This is a genomic window from Paenibacillus sp. FSL H8-0034 (assembly GCF_038000305.1).
In the GTDB taxonomy this organism is placed as follows: Bacteria; Bacillota; Bacilli; order Paenibacillales; family NBRC-103111; genus Paenibacillus_S.
Genome location: NZ_JBBOBS010000001.1, coordinates 3,017,880 through 3,033,190, shown reverse-complemented (window position 1 = coordinate 3,033,190; position 15,311 = coordinate 3,017,880). Strand labels below are relative to the sequence as shown.

At 46.4% G+C, this 15,311-nt stretch carries 9 protein-coding genes; 1 reads left to right on the top strand and 8 read right to left on the bottom strand.

Annotated elements, in window-relative coordinates:
- Positions 1–22: 22 nt before the first annotated feature.
- The 6 genes from NST47_RS13490 to NST47_RS13465 all read right to left on the bottom strand — a co-directional run bounded on the left by NST47_RS13490 (position 23) and on the right by NST47_RS13465 (position 9,975).
- Positions 23–2,044 (bottom strand): hypothetical protein, encoded by a 2,022-nt coding sequence (locus tag NST47_RS13490; protein ID WP_341155627.1) that lies wholly within the window; start codon positions 2,042–2,044, stop codon positions 23–25.
- 510 nt (positions 2,045–2,554) lie between these two features.
- Positions 2,555–4,102, bottom strand: coding sequence for an ABC transporter substrate-binding protein (locus NST47_RS13485; protein WP_341155626.1), 1,548 nt, complete (start codon positions 4,100–4,102; stop codon positions 2,555–2,557).
- Between the two features lie 185 nt (positions 4,103–4,287).
- Positions 4,288–6,312, bottom strand: a complete 2,025-nt coding sequence (locus NST47_RS13480; protein ID WP_341155625.1) for an alpha-amylase family protein — start codon at positions 6,310–6,312, stop codon at positions 4,288–4,290.
- 110 nt (positions 6,313–6,422) lie between these two features.
- Complete coding sequence (locus NST47_RS13475) at positions 6,423–7,955, bottom strand: ABC transporter substrate-binding protein (protein WP_341155624.1); 1,533 nt, start codon at positions 7,953–7,955, stop codon at positions 6,423–6,425.
- Positions 7,956–8,111: 156 nt separating this feature from the next.
- Entirely contained in the window at positions 8,112–8,993 is an 882-nt protein-coding gene (locus NST47_RS13470) for a carbohydrate ABC transporter permease (protein ID WP_341155623.1), read from the bottom strand.
- Positions 8,994–9,012: 19 nt separating this feature from the next.
- Entirely contained in the window at positions 9,013–9,975 is a 963-nt protein-coding gene (locus tag NST47_RS13465; RefSeq protein WP_341155622.1) for an ABC transporter permease, read from the bottom strand.
- Positions 9,976–10,467: 492 nt separating this feature from the next.
- On the opposite strand from NST47_RS13465, the gene NST47_RS13460 reads away from it, so the two are divergent.
- Positions 10,468–11,301, top strand: coding sequence for a metallophosphoesterase (locus NST47_RS13460; RefSeq protein WP_341155621.1), 834 nt, complete (start codon positions 10,468–10,470; stop codon positions 11,299–11,301).
- Positions 11,302–11,413: 112 nt separating this feature from the next.
- On the opposite strand, the gene NST47_RS13455 is transcribed toward NST47_RS13460, so the two are convergent.
- Together NST47_RS13455 and larA are read right to left on the bottom strand one after the other, a co-directional pair.
- Positions 11,414–13,744 (bottom strand): helix-turn-helix domain-containing protein, encoded by a 2,331-nt coding sequence (locus NST47_RS13455; RefSeq protein WP_341155620.1) that lies wholly within the window; start codon positions 13,742–13,744, stop codon positions 11,414–11,416.
- A gap of 231 nt (positions 13,745–13,975) precedes the next feature.
- The gene (gene larA / locus NST47_RS13450) at positions 13,976–15,241 is read right to left on the bottom strand and encodes a nickel-dependent lactate racemase (RefSeq protein WP_341155619.1); all 1,266 of its coding nucleotides are present in this window, start codon (positions 15,239–15,241) and stop codon (positions 13,976–13,978) included.
- Positions 15,242–15,311: the final 70 nt, after the last annotated feature.

The following is a 15,311-nucleotide window of genomic DNA, read 5'->3' as shown; positions in this document are numbered from 1 at the left end:
CTTATTCACCCAACTTACAGGTTTATTTTTCAAATTCTATGAACAAGCATTCCCAGATGTCCAGCCGTGGTATGGTGATGGCTAGTTTACCATCCGTTACGGTTGATGTCAGCGCTTGATCGGAGATCAGCTGACGGATCTGTGTGACCTTGCGGTCATCCAGCTTCAGCCTGACTTCGATGTCGTGCAGCGGGATGTTCGTTGCCAGCGGGCGTTTACCGACACCATTGACAAGATGAATGAGCATGGTATTGCTTTTTGCAAAGACGGTCATTTGCAGACCATGAATGTTGCTGATCTCAATGAGCTTATCGTCACCAAGAGCCATATCGATAACATTGGACAGCAGCTGATAATGCTCACCCAGCTTGAATTCATTAATTAAGTGACTAAGTGAAAAAGGCATGTATACAGCTTGGCCTGTGCCGATTCGATTCCGGGTCACGAGCGGCAGATCCGTATGGCTGACCGGAAGCGACGCCCGCTCCGGGGGCGCTCCCACACTCTCAAGCGGTGAGAACGGCGGCACCAAGGTAGCGAGCACCTGCGTATCGCTGCCAATCGGCTTCACATACATCACCTTGCCTCGATGTGCGATCAAGCCGGTATGCTCCATACCCTTTTGCAGTGGATTGTTATCTCCCTCAAAGCGCAGGTAAGATGCTGTCAGCGCCTCACTCGTGTATAGCTGGTTGGAGATGCCCAGTAATTCAAGCAGCTGCTCATTTTCAGGAACTGCGCCTTCGACGACGATAGTTCCGCCACCCTTCACATACTGATGAAGGGTCGCAATAAACGCGTCACTAACTTTCATTCCCTCAGGGATAATGAGACCCTTGTAGCGTGACAATTTCTCAGGGGTTGCATGTACACTAAGGATTACATCAAATGGTATTTGCATGTTGATCAAGCCATCAGCCCAACCCTCTGCCGATGAATCACCTGTCCACATCATCGCTATTTGCGCAACACCAACCGCATCCTCCATATAGCTCTCTACTTTTTCTACACTGCGATTGAAATCACTCACTACGTCCAGAATCCGTTTGTCTTCGATCGTCTCGGGTATGCCTGTTAACGAATGCCAGATGTTCCCGCCTTGAGCCGGAATTTGTGACAGCCAAAAACGGTATTCTGCTGGCGGAAGTCCTGTATGCCGCCAGTCCATACCTGGACTGGAGTGAACGATCCCGCATGGTGTAGGCCGATCCGGCAATGATTTGCCCAGCTTCATGCTGAGGGCAGGCTTCCAAAATTCAGGAATATGATGATGTCCAAGCGACAAAATATCCTGCGGCTCCGTGCAGTGCATATCTGAGGTTTGCTCACGATCCAGCATATTGGCTGGGTACAGGTATAAAATCATCGGAAGCTCAGGATTTTTCTTTTTGATAATGTTGTACCAATGGTTCGCATTGTTACGGAAGCAGGTGGGTGCCCAGCTCGGATCAAATTGGCTTTTATCGGCTGGAAGCGGCTTTTGAAACAGCTTAAAGTATTTCTTCTGACAAGCTTCACACCAGCAGGGTACGAAACGAGGCGCATTAAAAAAGATCCCGTCAATGTCATAATTGCTAATGACCTCATCCAGCACCGGAATAGCTACATCCTCATTGCGATAACCACCATTCAGGCAGGTCGACATCAACAAAGACCAATTTCCCGGTCGTCCTGCTCCTATGATCTCGGACTCGCCTGATGGCTGTCGGATGAACCATTGCGGCTTTTGCAAATAAAACTTGTCTTCTGTCTTGCTGAAGTCAAACCGTGCGATGAAGCGAATATCCTGCTCATGACAAGCTCTGATCACTTCCTTCAATAAATCGAAGTTGTGCGGTAAATATTCATTAATTGTATGGAAAGGCACCTTGGATGGATACCAGGCATAAATTCCCGCCACGTTAAAGACGATGGTATTGGCCCCCATCTGCTTCATTTGGGCAGCAAACCGATCCGGTTCGATCAGCGAGGTGTCTTTAATCTGCAAATTGGTTTGCACTACACGCAGCGGCTTTTGCCACCACGCTTTGGTATGGTTCTGCATGATTGACCCTCCTGTGAGCTTCCGTAGGAAGCTTTCTTCGTAAGCATCTGCTGAGTTTTGCTTTAGCAAAACTCACTTCGTAAGCATTAACTGAGCTTCCGTAGGAAGCTTTCTTCGTAAGCACAATCTTAAAAATGCGATGAAATAAATCCCGCTTCGCGACCGAAGTATTCTTCCGATTGCTGTTGTTTCCAGATTTTATAATTGTATAAGACATGTATCGGTAAAATTCCGGTAACAAAGGCACCGCTTCGCTATCTCCAGAACACCACGGTCACTCCGCTGTTGATTCATCGCACTTTTAATAATCTGGTGAATAGAGAGCTTATTTGTACCACTAAATCACTTATACAATCCAAAAAATACGGAAACAACAGCGATCGGAAGGATATTTGACCGCACAGCGGAGACCTATTCACGGGGCTTTTAAGTTTTGTTCGGCAGCTCCAGCTTCGCCTGCATTCATCGAAACGGTTACCAGAGGAATCCTCTGGTAACCGCACTCTGTGCTTATTTCTTGTTAAATTCCTTGTAGGCCTCGGTATTTTCCATATAAGCTTTTTTCATTTCAGGCAGGTTGTTTAATTTTTCAATATAGGCTTTGTACTCATCCATCGTGATTTGTCCTACAATCGCTTTGGTCATCATCGATTTCCATTCGCTTTCATATTTCGGCCAAGTATTGTTGAAGGTTGCAGAGTACACATAGCGGAAAGGGTCTACCTTGCCAATCGTGTCATAGGCTTCGACTTCTTTTTTCTTCGCGTCGTTATAAGCTTTGTCTCCTGATGCGCTTTCCACCTTACCCCATTTGGCATAAGCCAGCACGCCCGCGCCTTTACTTGTGGTATTAACCTCTTTCACGCCTTGCTCAGTCAATACTTTTTGACCACCGACTACTTTATGATGCACGCCCTCCAATCCATAATAACCAAAATCGGTCATTTCATCGGAAGCAGTGTAGTCGAAGTATTTCAGCAGCTCCTTAACCTTGGCTTCAGGAACCTTCTTGGAAATGTAATAGCCGCCGGATACACCTGTGGATAACACAATGGCGTCGCCCTTAGGTCCTTTCAGATTGAGATTTATAATTTTGGAATTTGGCTGTGTTTTGTTGATGGAATCCTCCCACTCTTTGTCCCACCATACACTGCGGGCATAGGAAGCGGCTCTGCCGGTCTTGTACAGCTCTTCAGCCTGAGTTTTCTTCATAACCGCAAATTCCTTGGACAGCACGCCATCGGTATACAAGCCTTTGAACCAATTCACCATCTCGGTCCATTGCGGAGTCATTCTCTTGTCGATCATGCCGCCTTCTGCATTATAAGTAGGGTCAAGCGCACCGAAGCCGGCCGCAAACGCGTCGTCTCCATCATTAATAATGACACCGTGTCCGATAAGACCAAGCGTATCCTTCTTGCCATTGCCATCGGGATCGCTATCGACAATCTTCTTCAGGGCAGCTGCATATTCATCCAAAGTAGTCGGCACAGCAACATTCATCTTGTCGAGCCAGTCCTTACGGATTTTGATACCGTTATCAATTCGTGAACGGGAACGTGGAACCGCATAGATTTTGCCGTCTACCGATAAATACTTTTGCCAATCCGGGGCCATGTTCTTTTTCAGGTTCGGATACTGGCTCAAATCGCCAAGAAATGGAGTCAAATCCCAGAAGGCACCATTCTTGATCGCACTGCGCAGTGTCGGCCAGGTAGAATCAGGGGATGCCACGACTTCTGGCAGATCAGCCGATGCGAACAACAAATCTGCTTTTGTTTTCAAATCGCCATCGGGTACCCATTCGATATCCAGCTTGCTATTGGTTCTCTTTTGCCATTCCGTCCAATACGCATTTTTCATATCAGGCACTTCGTTGTACAGACCAGCAAAAATTTTAATTTCCAGCGGCTTCGCCGGAGCCTTGGTGTCGGTAGCAGTTCCCGTTCCAGCTGCCGCAGGTGCAGCTTTCTCTGTGGTACCTCCCGAGCATCCAGCAGCTAAAGATAAAGCAACTACACATGAAATGCCTGCAGACCATTTTTGAAACGCTTTCATTAAATTGTCCCCCTCAAAAGTTTTGTGTTTGTTATGGCATTGGGCCGGGGCTCCGTTCGTTGTCCGAACGTGAACCCCGATAACCCGATATTAAATGCCAAACAATCGGAATCATACAGACAATTCATGCTAAACGCTGCTTAAGTCAAAAACTGTCCGGGCAGCAAGATTGGTCTGCCTTCGCTTTACTCAAATTCGATCAGCAGACACTCCCAAATATCCAACTTCGGAACGGAAACCGCTAATTTGTCCTGCTTGCTCTCAAACTCTAATGGCTGCCCGGAGATGAGCTGCTTCACAGCCTTCACGCTTTTACCCTTCAACCTGATCAACACCTCGATCTGATGCAGCGGAATATTGGTGGATAGTGGACGTCTGCCAACTCCGTTAACAAGGTGGACAAGCAATGTCTTATCTTTTTCAAAAACAGTCATTTGCAATCCCTGAAAGTTGCTGACTTCAATAAATTTATGTTCAGCAAGTGCCATATCAATCGCATTGGATAAGAACTGGTAGTGCTCACCCAATTTATATTCATTGATCAATTGGCTTAAGGAGAACGGCAGGTACAGCGCGTGGCCTTTTCCTGATGAATTCCAAACGGCGAGTGGTAAATCCGTATGGCTAACCGGCAGTGAAGCACGTTCCGGAGGCGCTCCCACACTTTCAAGTGGTGAGAATGGCGGCACCAATGTCGCCAGCACCTGTGTATCTGCTCCCGTGGGTTTGACATAATTGACCTTGCCGCGATGAGCGATCAGCTCGGTATGCTCCAGTCCCTTTTGCAATGGATTGTTAGCACCCTCAAAACGCAGGTACGAGGCCAGCAATGACTCGCTTGTGTACATATCCTCTGAAATACCAAGCAGCTTCAGCAGAGCCGGATGATTCGGAATCGCACCCTCGGCAAAAATATGACCGCCAGCCTGGACATAGTCGCTAATAATTGCAATAAAAGAATCTGAATATTGCATGCCTTCCGGGATAACAAGACCACGATATTGTGAAAGCTTATCGGTTGTCGCCTGTGCCTCCAGCAGCACATCAAAAGGAATTTGCATATTGATCAAACCATCAGCCCAGCCCTCTGCCGAAGCATCTGCTGTCCACATCATGGCAATCTGCGCTACGGGAGCAGCCCCATCCATATAGTTCTCGACCTTCTCGACGCTGACGTTGAAATTTTTCACGACATCCAGAATTCTTTTGTCACCAATCGTATTCGGTATTCCTGTTAAGGAATGCCAGATGCTTCCGCCATGAGCCGGAATTTGCGACAGCCAGAAGCTGTACTCAGCCGGAGGAAGCCCCGTATGCCGCCAATCCATACCCGGACTTGAATGCACGATGCCAAAAGGAGTCGGGCGATCCGGCAGACTGCGGCCCATTTTCATACTTAAAGCAGGCTTCCAAAATTCCGGAATATGATGATGTCCGAGCGACAAAATATCCTGCGGCTCCGTGCACAGCATATCAGTCGTTTCCGCACGATCAAATAAATTATCATGATACAGATTGTAGTAAAGGATCATCGGAATATCTTTGCCGGTTTGTTTGATCATTGTGTACAGGTTATCCATATTATCGCGCAGGCAGGTCGATTCCCAGGCCGGTTCGAAGGCTTTTCGCTCCGTCGGCATTTCCGTCCCGTACAGATTCGTATATTTGCGGGAGCAGGCTTCACAGTAGCAGAGGGTGTAATTAGGTGCATTGAAGAAAATCCCGTCAATGTCATAGTTATCGATAATTTCCTGAAGGACGGGAATCGCCACTGCCTCATTCCGGTAAGCGCTGTTAATGCAGGTAGACATCAGCAGTGACCAATTGCCCGGCCGTTTGGCACCAATCGTAATCGGCTCACCTTGGAGATCTCTGGCAAACCATTCCGGCCGCTGCAGGTAGATGGAATCCTCAGCCTTACTGAAATCGACACGTGCAATAAAGCGGATACCCTGCTGATGACACGCTTCGATAACTTCCTTTAAGAGATCAAAGCTTGTTGGCAAAAATTCATTCAACGTATGAAATTTGACCTTGGACGGATACCAGCCATAAATCCCGCCGACATTAAAGACAATTGTATTGGCTCCCATGTCTTTCATTTGAGCAGCCAGTTCCTGCGGATCGATTTGATCCGTGTCGCGGACCTGAAGATTCGGTTGAATAACACGCAGCGGCTTTTGCCACCAAGATTTGTTCGTTGTATCCATAGTTTCCTCCTGGAAACGGTTACCAGTCCCGTGTGCGCGCCAATGGTCTGGAGGGCCCCACTCGGCTTGGTAACCGTTGAATGGTTGTTGTATTTGCTTACTTGCTCTTCTTATTTACCGGTAAAAGATTTGTACGACTCGGTAAATTCCTTATAAGCTTTTTTCATTTCCGGTGTGTTGTTAATCTTTTCGACGTAGGCCTTGTATTCATCCAGCGTAATTTGACCAACGATCGCTTTAGTCACATTGGCTTTCCATTCATTCTCGTATTTAGGCCATGTGCTGTTCCAGGTATTCGACACCGTGTAGTTAAACGGATTGACTTTACCGACCTCATCGAAAATTTCCACTTCTTTTTTCTTCGCATCATTATAAGCTTTGCTGCCTGAAGCGCTCTCTACCTTGCCCCACTTGGAGTAAGCAAGTACACCTGCGCCTTTGCTCGTCGTGTTAACCTCCTTGATGCCTTGATCGTTCAGCACCTTCTGCCCGTCGACAAGCTTGTAGTGTACACCTTCGATACCATAGTAAGCCAAATCTGTTAATTCATCGGAAGCCGTTTGGTCAAAATATTTCAGCAGCTCCTTCACCTTGGCCTCAGGAACCTTTTTGGAAATGTAGTAGCCGCCGGATACACCGGTTTGCAGCTCGATAGCGTCTCCCTTAGGTCCTTTTAAATGCAGGTTCAAAATTTGAGCGTCCGGCTGTACTTTTTTGATGGCGGTTTCCCACTCATTGTCCCACCACACACTGCGTCCATAGGAAGCGGCACGGCCGGTTTTATACAATTCCTCGGCTTGCGTTTTCTTCATAACCGCAAATTCCTTGGAAAGAATGCCATCATCAAACAGTTTTTTGTAAAAGGCTACCGCGTCGCTATACTGCGGAGTCAAACGGCTCTCAATCATACCGCCTTCGGCATTATAAGTAGGATCCAAGGCACCGAAGCCTGCGGCAAACGAAGGATCAGCATCCTTTACAATAATTTCGTTACCGATCAAGCCCAGCGTATCCTTCTTGCCGTTGCCGTCAGGGTCGCTTTCCACGATTTTTTTCAAGGCTGCCGCATATTCATCCAAGGTTTTTGGTACGGGAATGTTCAGCTTGTCCAGCCAGTCCTTGCGGATTTTGATACCGGGATCAATTCGGGAACGGGAACGCGGAACCGCATAGATTTTACCATCAACCGTCAAATATTTGAGCGCGTCCTTGGCCAGATTGTTTTTCAGGTTTGGATATTCGCTCAGATCGCCAAGGAAAGGCGTCAAATCCCAAAATGCGCCGCTGCGGACAGCATTCAATAGTGTAGGACGCACCGCAGACGGCGCTGCCAGAACCTCGGGAAGATCCGCGGAGGCCAGCAATAAATCCAGCTTCGTATTCAAATCACCGTCGGGTACCCATTCGATATCCAGCTTGCTGTTCGTTCTTTTTTGCCATTCGGTCCAAAACGCGTTTTTCATATCGGGAACTTCATTGTAAAGCCCGGCAAACATTTTAATTTCAAGCGGCTTGCTTGTACTGCCAGTGCCTGCTGCCGCACCCGGTGTCTGAGATTGACCTTCGTTGCCTCCGCAGCCTGCCAGTAAAGATAGTGCTACCACGCCAGATACGCTGGCTGTCCATGTTCTTGATGTTTTCATTGAATAAATCCTCCTGCATCGTATGGTTTCATAAAAATGCTCTCTTTCAAGAAAGCTCTCTACTCCTATTCAATCTAAACCTGCATTGGACCGAGTGATACAGACAATTGATGCGCTGATTGGCTCAGGATAAAAATTGTCCGTCCAACGGATCGACTAACCTTTTACTGAACCCAGCATAACACCTTTGGCAAAGTGTTTTTGCAAAAACGGGTAGATGACAAGAATTGGCGCCATCGACAGCATGATCGAAGCCATTCGAATCGTTTCCTGAGGAACCATCCGGTCATCTCCGCCGGAACCCGCCTGACCTACACCGTTCGAATCGGAATCGATAACAAGTGTTTTGACCAGCACCTGCAGCGTCCATTTCTTCGAATCGGAAATATAGATTAATGCATTAAAATACGTATTCCAGTGCGCTACTGCAAAAAATAAGGTGAACGCCGCAATCGCAGGCATCGACAACGGAATCACGATACGCAGGAACACGCCAAGATCGGAGCAGCCGTCAATTTTGGCTGAATCCTCCAGCTCCGAGGGCAGCGATTCCAGAAAGCTTTTGATGACAATCAAGCTCCACGCATTGGTCAGTGCCGGCCAGATTAAAGCCCAGTATGAATTTAGCAAGCCCAGCTCTTTAATCAGCAGGTAGTTCGGCACGATCCCCGCACTGAACACAAGCGTAAAAATAACAGCGCCCATCATAATACCACGGCCTGGCATTGTCTTTTTGGTTAACGCATAGGCCAACGAGAACGATACAATTACATTCATCACCGTACCGATGGATGTAATAAACACGGTACTTTTCAAAGCATTCGCAAAGCTGTTGGTCGATAAAATATATTTATAAGCGGAGAGCGACCACTTTTCCGGAAACACATAAAATTTCAGCGGCACATACACCTGTGGATCGGTAAAGGAAACACTAAACACATACAGAAACGGGAACACACAGACGAATGATATGAGGGCCAGCAATGAATAATTGACCCAGTCGAAGGGCTCCAATTTCTTTTTCGATACAAAGCTCATCCGTTTTCTCCTCCTTTAATTAATAGATTCCATCGTGTCCTAATTTTTTAACCACATAATTGGAAACCATGACCAAGATAAAGCCTACCACACCTTTAAACATACCGACCGTAACCCCGGTACTGATCTGGCCTTTAAGAATCCCTTGTGTGTAGGAATAGGTATCAAATACTTCGGCCAAGGACGAAACCAACGGGTTCATCATTAACAAAATTTGCTCAAAGCCTACATCGGCCATATGTCCCAAACGAAGAATTAACAAAATGAAAATGGTAGGTCGAATCGCAGGCAAGGTAATATGCCAGATTTGCCGCCAACGGCTTGCACCGTCAACAACAGCCGCTTCATATCTTTGCGGATCGACGCCCGCCATCGCTGCGAGGAAGATGATCGTACCCCAGCCTACCTCTTTCCACATGCTTTGCAGCGTGATCATTCCCCAGAAATAATTAGGATTGGATAGAAAAGCGATGCTTTCCCCACCCGAGTCCGTTATTAATTTATTGATAATCCCGACATCTGTAGACAGTACAAAAAAAGTCATACTTGCTACAACAACCCATGATAAAAAATGCGGTAAATATACGATCGACTGATTAATCCGCTTGAACACCTCATGACGAACTTCGTTCAACATCAAGCCGAGTATAATCGGCAGCGGGAACATAAACACCAAGCCGAATATGTTAATGGCAAACGTATTGCGAAGCATGATGTAGAAATTTTTGTCCGTAAATAATTCGGTGAAATGCTTGAACCCTACCCACTCACTGCCGGCAAATCCGCTGTACGGGTTATACTCCTTAAAAGCAAGCAGCAGCCCCCACATCGGTGCAAACTTAAATATCAAGAAAAACAAAATTCCCGGTAAAGCCAGCAAATACATATATTTGTGCTGCACCATCCGATTCCATAGCCTGGACCAGTAGCCTGCGTTTCCGGTTGCTCTGGTGATCAACACGGCCTTGTTGGATTCTATCATTGTGTACGCCCTCTCTCCTCATTTGTTGTGGTTTGCTTCCTTGTGGACTTAATACTAGACTGCTGGAGGAAGGCAGTATACAGACAATTCTTGAAATGCAATTAAGGTCCGAAGGGATGGACAGAAATTGTCTTTTGATATTCACCCAGAACCCTGAGGGACGCACCCTCCCAAACCCTCCCTGCAGGGAGGGCCCCAAAGGGCCTAGCCCTCTGGACTCCCTATTCGGATGCGCGGCTGCATTGTTCTCGGGGCGCTTATCGTCCCTGTGGGACACGCTTGATTTCTTGTGGATGGATTGATTTGGCGCAACTGCGGCGTTCTCGGGGCGCTTGTCGTCCCTGCGGGACACGCTTGATTGATTGTGGATGGGTCGATTGGGCGCTCACAGAACCCATTTATTTCATACAACCATTTTACCCACACATAGAAGTTCCATTAGGAATAAAAGTATTCATACACAAATCCAACTAACAGTAAGGATGAATGCTATTGAGATGGATAAGGAACAATCAAAAACTTAGTAAAGTTAAACTTTTTTTCAAATCCAAACCGGTACGTAAAGCAGCTATTCAAGTAGTCAACTTTACAATTATTGGTGATAGTCATGTCGGCTATGGTAATGGACTAAGCATTTATAAAAGCCTGTTATCTAAAGCAGTGAAAACGGGGAATAAAAAGTTTGTTATTTTTGGAGGGGATAATAAACACGGTTCGACGGGAACAGCCGCCGATGTGGATTATAAAGCATTCAAAGATGTCGCCAGAGGAATTTTGGGCCCCAAGAATATTCCCTTTAAGGCGTCCATAGGAAGTTGGGAAGATAATACAAGAGTTTTATTCAAAAAGTATTTAGGAAATGTTCTCGGACAAATGAATTTTCCTGGGACGAATGGTAAAGTGAAGTATGTCTGGTTGGATAATGCACCTGGAAAATTCAGCTTTGCAAGCATAACTTTACTTAAAAATTTAGATCCTAATTTTTACTATATTATCGATTGTCATTGGCCTTTAAAGGTGAAAGGAATTACAGTAGATCCTACGCATGTTTTGAGTCAGAATGAAACAGACCATTTTTTCAATGCGATTCCTTCCAATGTGAGAGATAACGTTATAGCTATTTTTACTCACCATGCACACACATTTTATGAAAAGCTAAATAATATTTATCCTGGATTTACCAAGACCAAATTTTATGTGTGCGGATGTTCGGGTACGTATCAATGTAAATGTAATTCCTCTGGTTGTGGTAGAGGTTATTATGAAGCAGCCTTGACAATCAATAATAATCAATTCGACCTCACGGTCAAGGGAGTAAAATCCTAACGGTTGTATAAATCGGCGCTTTGTTCATGTATAACATTAGTTAAAATGCGAAAGGGATTCGCGATACTATGATCACGAATCCCTTAAAACGATCTGAAGTTTCACATTCAAACTACCGATAAGCCGTCCTGAACATCCCTGGAGTCATCTGAATATTGCGCTGAAACACGCGGGTCAGATTACGTTCGGAGTAGCCAATGATCGCGGCAATTTCGCTGATGCTTTGATCCGTTTCCAGCAGCAGCCGCTTCGCCTCCTCGACCTTGCACTCCACGACAAATTCCAGGAAGTTGATTCCCATTTCCTTTTTGAACAATCGGCTTACATAAGAAGGGCTCATCCCTACCAGCTCGGCGCAATATACCAAAGACAAGTCCTCCGTGCAGTGCTCGCGAATATATTGGCACACCTGCCAAATCGCAGTCTGTCCTGTATCATTAAGCGAATCCTCGGTCAGCTTCTTGTGCAGCGGGAACAATACCTCCTTGAACCAGTCGATGATGTCGCGTGAGGTTTGCTTGCTTTCCAGTTGACCGAACAGATTATGCTCCAGAATATCGAGAATGCTCCCTCCCTGTTTTTCCAGAGAAGTAATAATCGCAGATAGCAGCACCGAGTAGCTTTGGTGAATAAAATTAACGGATTGTGATGTTTGCAACGCCTTGGTGAACCGTTCCAGCGATTGCTCTGCCTGCTTCAGCTCGCCCTTGGATAGCGAATCGACAATTGCCCCCTCCAAATCGCGCGGGTAACGGAAGATGGCGCGGGTTTTTGAATTTTCCAGATCTTCTATATAGAGAACTGAAGCCGTGTCCTGATAAATCCGATACTGCAGAGCCACCTCAGCTTCTTTATACGAAACCGGAACGTCGGCAATATGCGAGTAGCAGCGGCCAATCCCTACAGAAGCTTCGAAGGACAGAAAGCTTTTCAAAGAGTCGCACACCGTCTGGGCGAATTCAATCGTCCTCTCTGGCAGCTTCGATTGCTCCGCATCATGATCCCATTGCAGCAGAGCTATCCCCTTTCCCTGATACGGAAATACATAACCCTTCAAATCCGAGTTTTTATCCATAAGCTCCTGAATCACATTGGCCACGGCAAAAGCAATAATCGGCTGATCGCCCGGCAAAAACCGCGTTTCCCTCAGCACATTTTCTACCTCGACGACCATGATCATATAGTTGGACTTCACTGTCAGACCGTACGTTTCACAGTCCTGAATAAGGGAATTGCTAAGCACGTAATCGCCATTAATGAGCTGCTGCAAACACCGTTCACGCAATGTCGGCTGGATCTTATCCATATAACTGCCAAGCTGCTGCGTCTCCTTGCTCAAATAATCCAGACAGGCGCGAATGTAGTCAAATTCATTTTCATTCGTCTGCACACGCCCGGCCCCAAGCGATTTACTGTGCTTAATAAGCTGATCTATCGGACTATAAGCACGTTTGGTGCTGAAATAGGTGAAAATGACGGCCAATATAATAAAAAAGGTCAAGGCCAATAACGTAATCACACGTATCCAAACCAACCGCTCCGTAATCAGCTCCTGAGGAATTACCGATACATAGGTTCGTCCAAACAAGCTTTTGACGTAGGAGTAATGGGCTTCCTTGCCATCGGCACCCGTATAATAAAAGCTGTCGATACTGCTGCTCGCTTCGCTAATTTTTTTCAGGACCGGCATATCCTCCAGACTCATAGCGTTAGCCGCTGATGTCTTCCCGGACTGAGTCAATTGATGCGGATAGCTGACAAAAATCAATTCTTTTCCATTCATTAATAAATTCGTATCATCGGGGAAAAATCGCATAATCCCTTTGGCATCGATCTGAAAAGCCAAAATACCTTGTGACGAAGCCGCGGCGGCTACCGGCAATCTTCGGAAGAATGTAATGATTCCACTTTGTTGACTGTCCGGCAAATACACCCATCTCAATGGATTTTTATCCGCCATCAGCTGTATAACATCATTTTTATATTTAAACTCATGAAGGTCGACGGCTCCATATTGATTCGTCAGAACCACATCTTCCTGCGTACTGAAAAAATAGATTTCATTAATAAAATCGTTTGCATTTTTGGCCAATGTAATTTTATTCATCAGCTCCAAATGCCATACCAAGGGCTTGTCAGTAATCCGGTTGGAAAATACATCATTGATTACCGGTTCCGCTGCCAGCTGAAGGGACTCTTTTTCAATGCCTTGCAAAATACGCTCCGCCCGGTCTCTTGTTAATGCCAGCGAAGATTTGCTTTCATCTATAATAAGCTCCTTGGTCCGTTCCATAGCAAACTGATAATATAATAATCCGGCTACAAGGATGGGAATACATACCGAAAGACAACCTACCCAAATTAAACGATGTAAATATTTACCACTTCGCTCTACTTTCCCGGGAAATAATGCACGATACAAGTGGTTAATCCAGTTGGTCATAGCTGCCTCCATCTACTGCGGGAGGATTCCACGCAATGTGCTTTTATTGTACTACATGATTATAACCAGAAGGAAGGCGGCGTTGAACCGTCAATACTTGTCATGAGTGCTTTCTCAAGTACTATACCGTGTCTGCTTCACCGCTTACAACGCAAAAAGCCCTCAAGATTCAACAATCGGTCAGCATAGCCTCCCTAATGCTTATCTTGAAAGCCTTTTAAACATACCTTCTTACTCGCCCTTAACGTAAGGAATTGTTAAAGGACCCAAAGGCAGCACCGCAACACTCATAGATTCACCATATTTGTGCGCAAGCTGCTGCAGCGTATCATCAATATTAGCGGATGGCTTCAGCATCGCTTGTTCGATCAGCCCATCCGGCAGTGATGAGCGCACATACACATCGGCCCACACCTGCACAACAGCCTGCTTTTGTACCTGCCATTGATCAAATTGGGAAAACGAAGGATCGTTGATCAGCTCCAAAATCTCCTGCGGTGTTTTACGCAGCTGTAAGATGCCTGCATAATTGCCATGATCCGGTATCCCGTCCGAGCATTCGGAAGCAACAATAATCGTTCCGCCCTGCTTGACAATCTTATGCGCTGCACTCATCCCTTTGACAGCCTGATACAGATTCTGATCCAGTGGATAGCCTGAATTGGAGGTAATGACGACATCAAAACGCTGCTCAACCGGAACCATCGCATGCTCCTTGGCAAAAGCACAGCCCTGCTTATGGGCTTCGAACAGCTCCCCGGCAAATACCTGCGTAATTTCCTTGTCTTTGTTCAGCGCAACATTCAGCATGAATTCAGGCTTGCACAAGCGATTAACCTCGCCAGCCATCTCCTGTAAAGGATTGTGCTCCATATTCCCCCAGGTTGCTAGCGGGTCCCCAATCATCCGCGCATTATGGAAGGTCAGAATCGTCTCGATTCCTGCTATTCCAGGCATAATCCCTTTGGGGCCACCGGAAAATCCGGCAAAAAAGTGCGGCTCGATAAATCCGGTGACAATTCGAAAGTCCGCTTCCACGTACTCCTTATTCAAATACGCGTCACAGCCGAACGAAATTCGCCCCAGGTTGACCAACTCATCCTTGTTGTGACAATGATGGTTGATAACTCTAACCTTATCGACGATTTCCTCGCCCAGCATCTGTATGAATTCTTCCCTTGTTTGATCCCGGTGCGTGCCCGTCCCATTAATAATGACGAATTGCTCTGCCGGTACATGGGCCAGCTCCTCGATCAGCCAAGGAACCAGCTTATGATTGGGTGTCGGTCTTGTAATATCGCTGATCACGATAGCTACTTTATCCGTCGCTTTCACCATCTCACGCAGGGGAGGAACGCCGATCGGATGCTGTAATGCTTCCATGACGGCAGCCTTATCGTCCTGCAAGCCCTCCAGATGCGAAGGTTCAATGACTTTGGAATGATCAGGTACGTTAATCCGCAAAGCATCTTTTCCATATTGTAAAAAGGTTTCCATCCTTCATCACGCCTTTACACTCGTATAGGCCAAATAGAGCCGTGAACACAATCCAGCCTCGACCATTCAG

Bases quoted from the DNA above. Each gene is read 5' to 3' on its own strand.
- NST47_RS13490 (WP_341155627.1), bottom strand. From the start codon at position 2,044: ATGCAGAACCATACCAAAGCGTGGTGGCAAAAGCCGCTGCGTGTAGTG.
- NST47_RS13485 (WP_341155626.1), bottom strand. From the start codon at position 4,102: ATGAAAGCGTTTCAAAAATGGTCTGCAGGCATTTCATGTGTAGTTGCT.
- NST47_RS13480 (WP_341155625.1), bottom strand. From the start codon at position 6,312: ATGGATACAACGAACAAATCTTGGTGGCAAAAGCCGCTGCGTGTTATT.
- NST47_RS13475 (WP_341155624.1), bottom strand. From the start codon at position 7,955: ATGAAAACATCAAGAACATGGACAGCCAGCGTATCTGGCGTGGTAGCA.
- NST47_RS13470 (WP_341155623.1), bottom strand. From the start codon at position 8,993: ATGAGCTTTGTATCGAAAAAGAAATTGGAGCCCTTCGACTGGGTCAAT.
- NST47_RS13465 (WP_341155622.1), bottom strand. From the start codon at position 9,975: ATGATAGAATCCAACAAGGCCGTGTTGATCACCAGAGCAACCGGAAAC.
- NST47_RS13455 (WP_341155620.1), bottom strand. From the start codon at position 13,744: ATGACCAACTGGATTAACCACTTGTATCGTGCATTATTTCCCGGGAAA.
- larA (WP_341155619.1), bottom strand. From the start codon at position 15,241: ATGGAAACCTTTTTACAATATGGAAAAGATGCTTTGCGGATTAACGTA.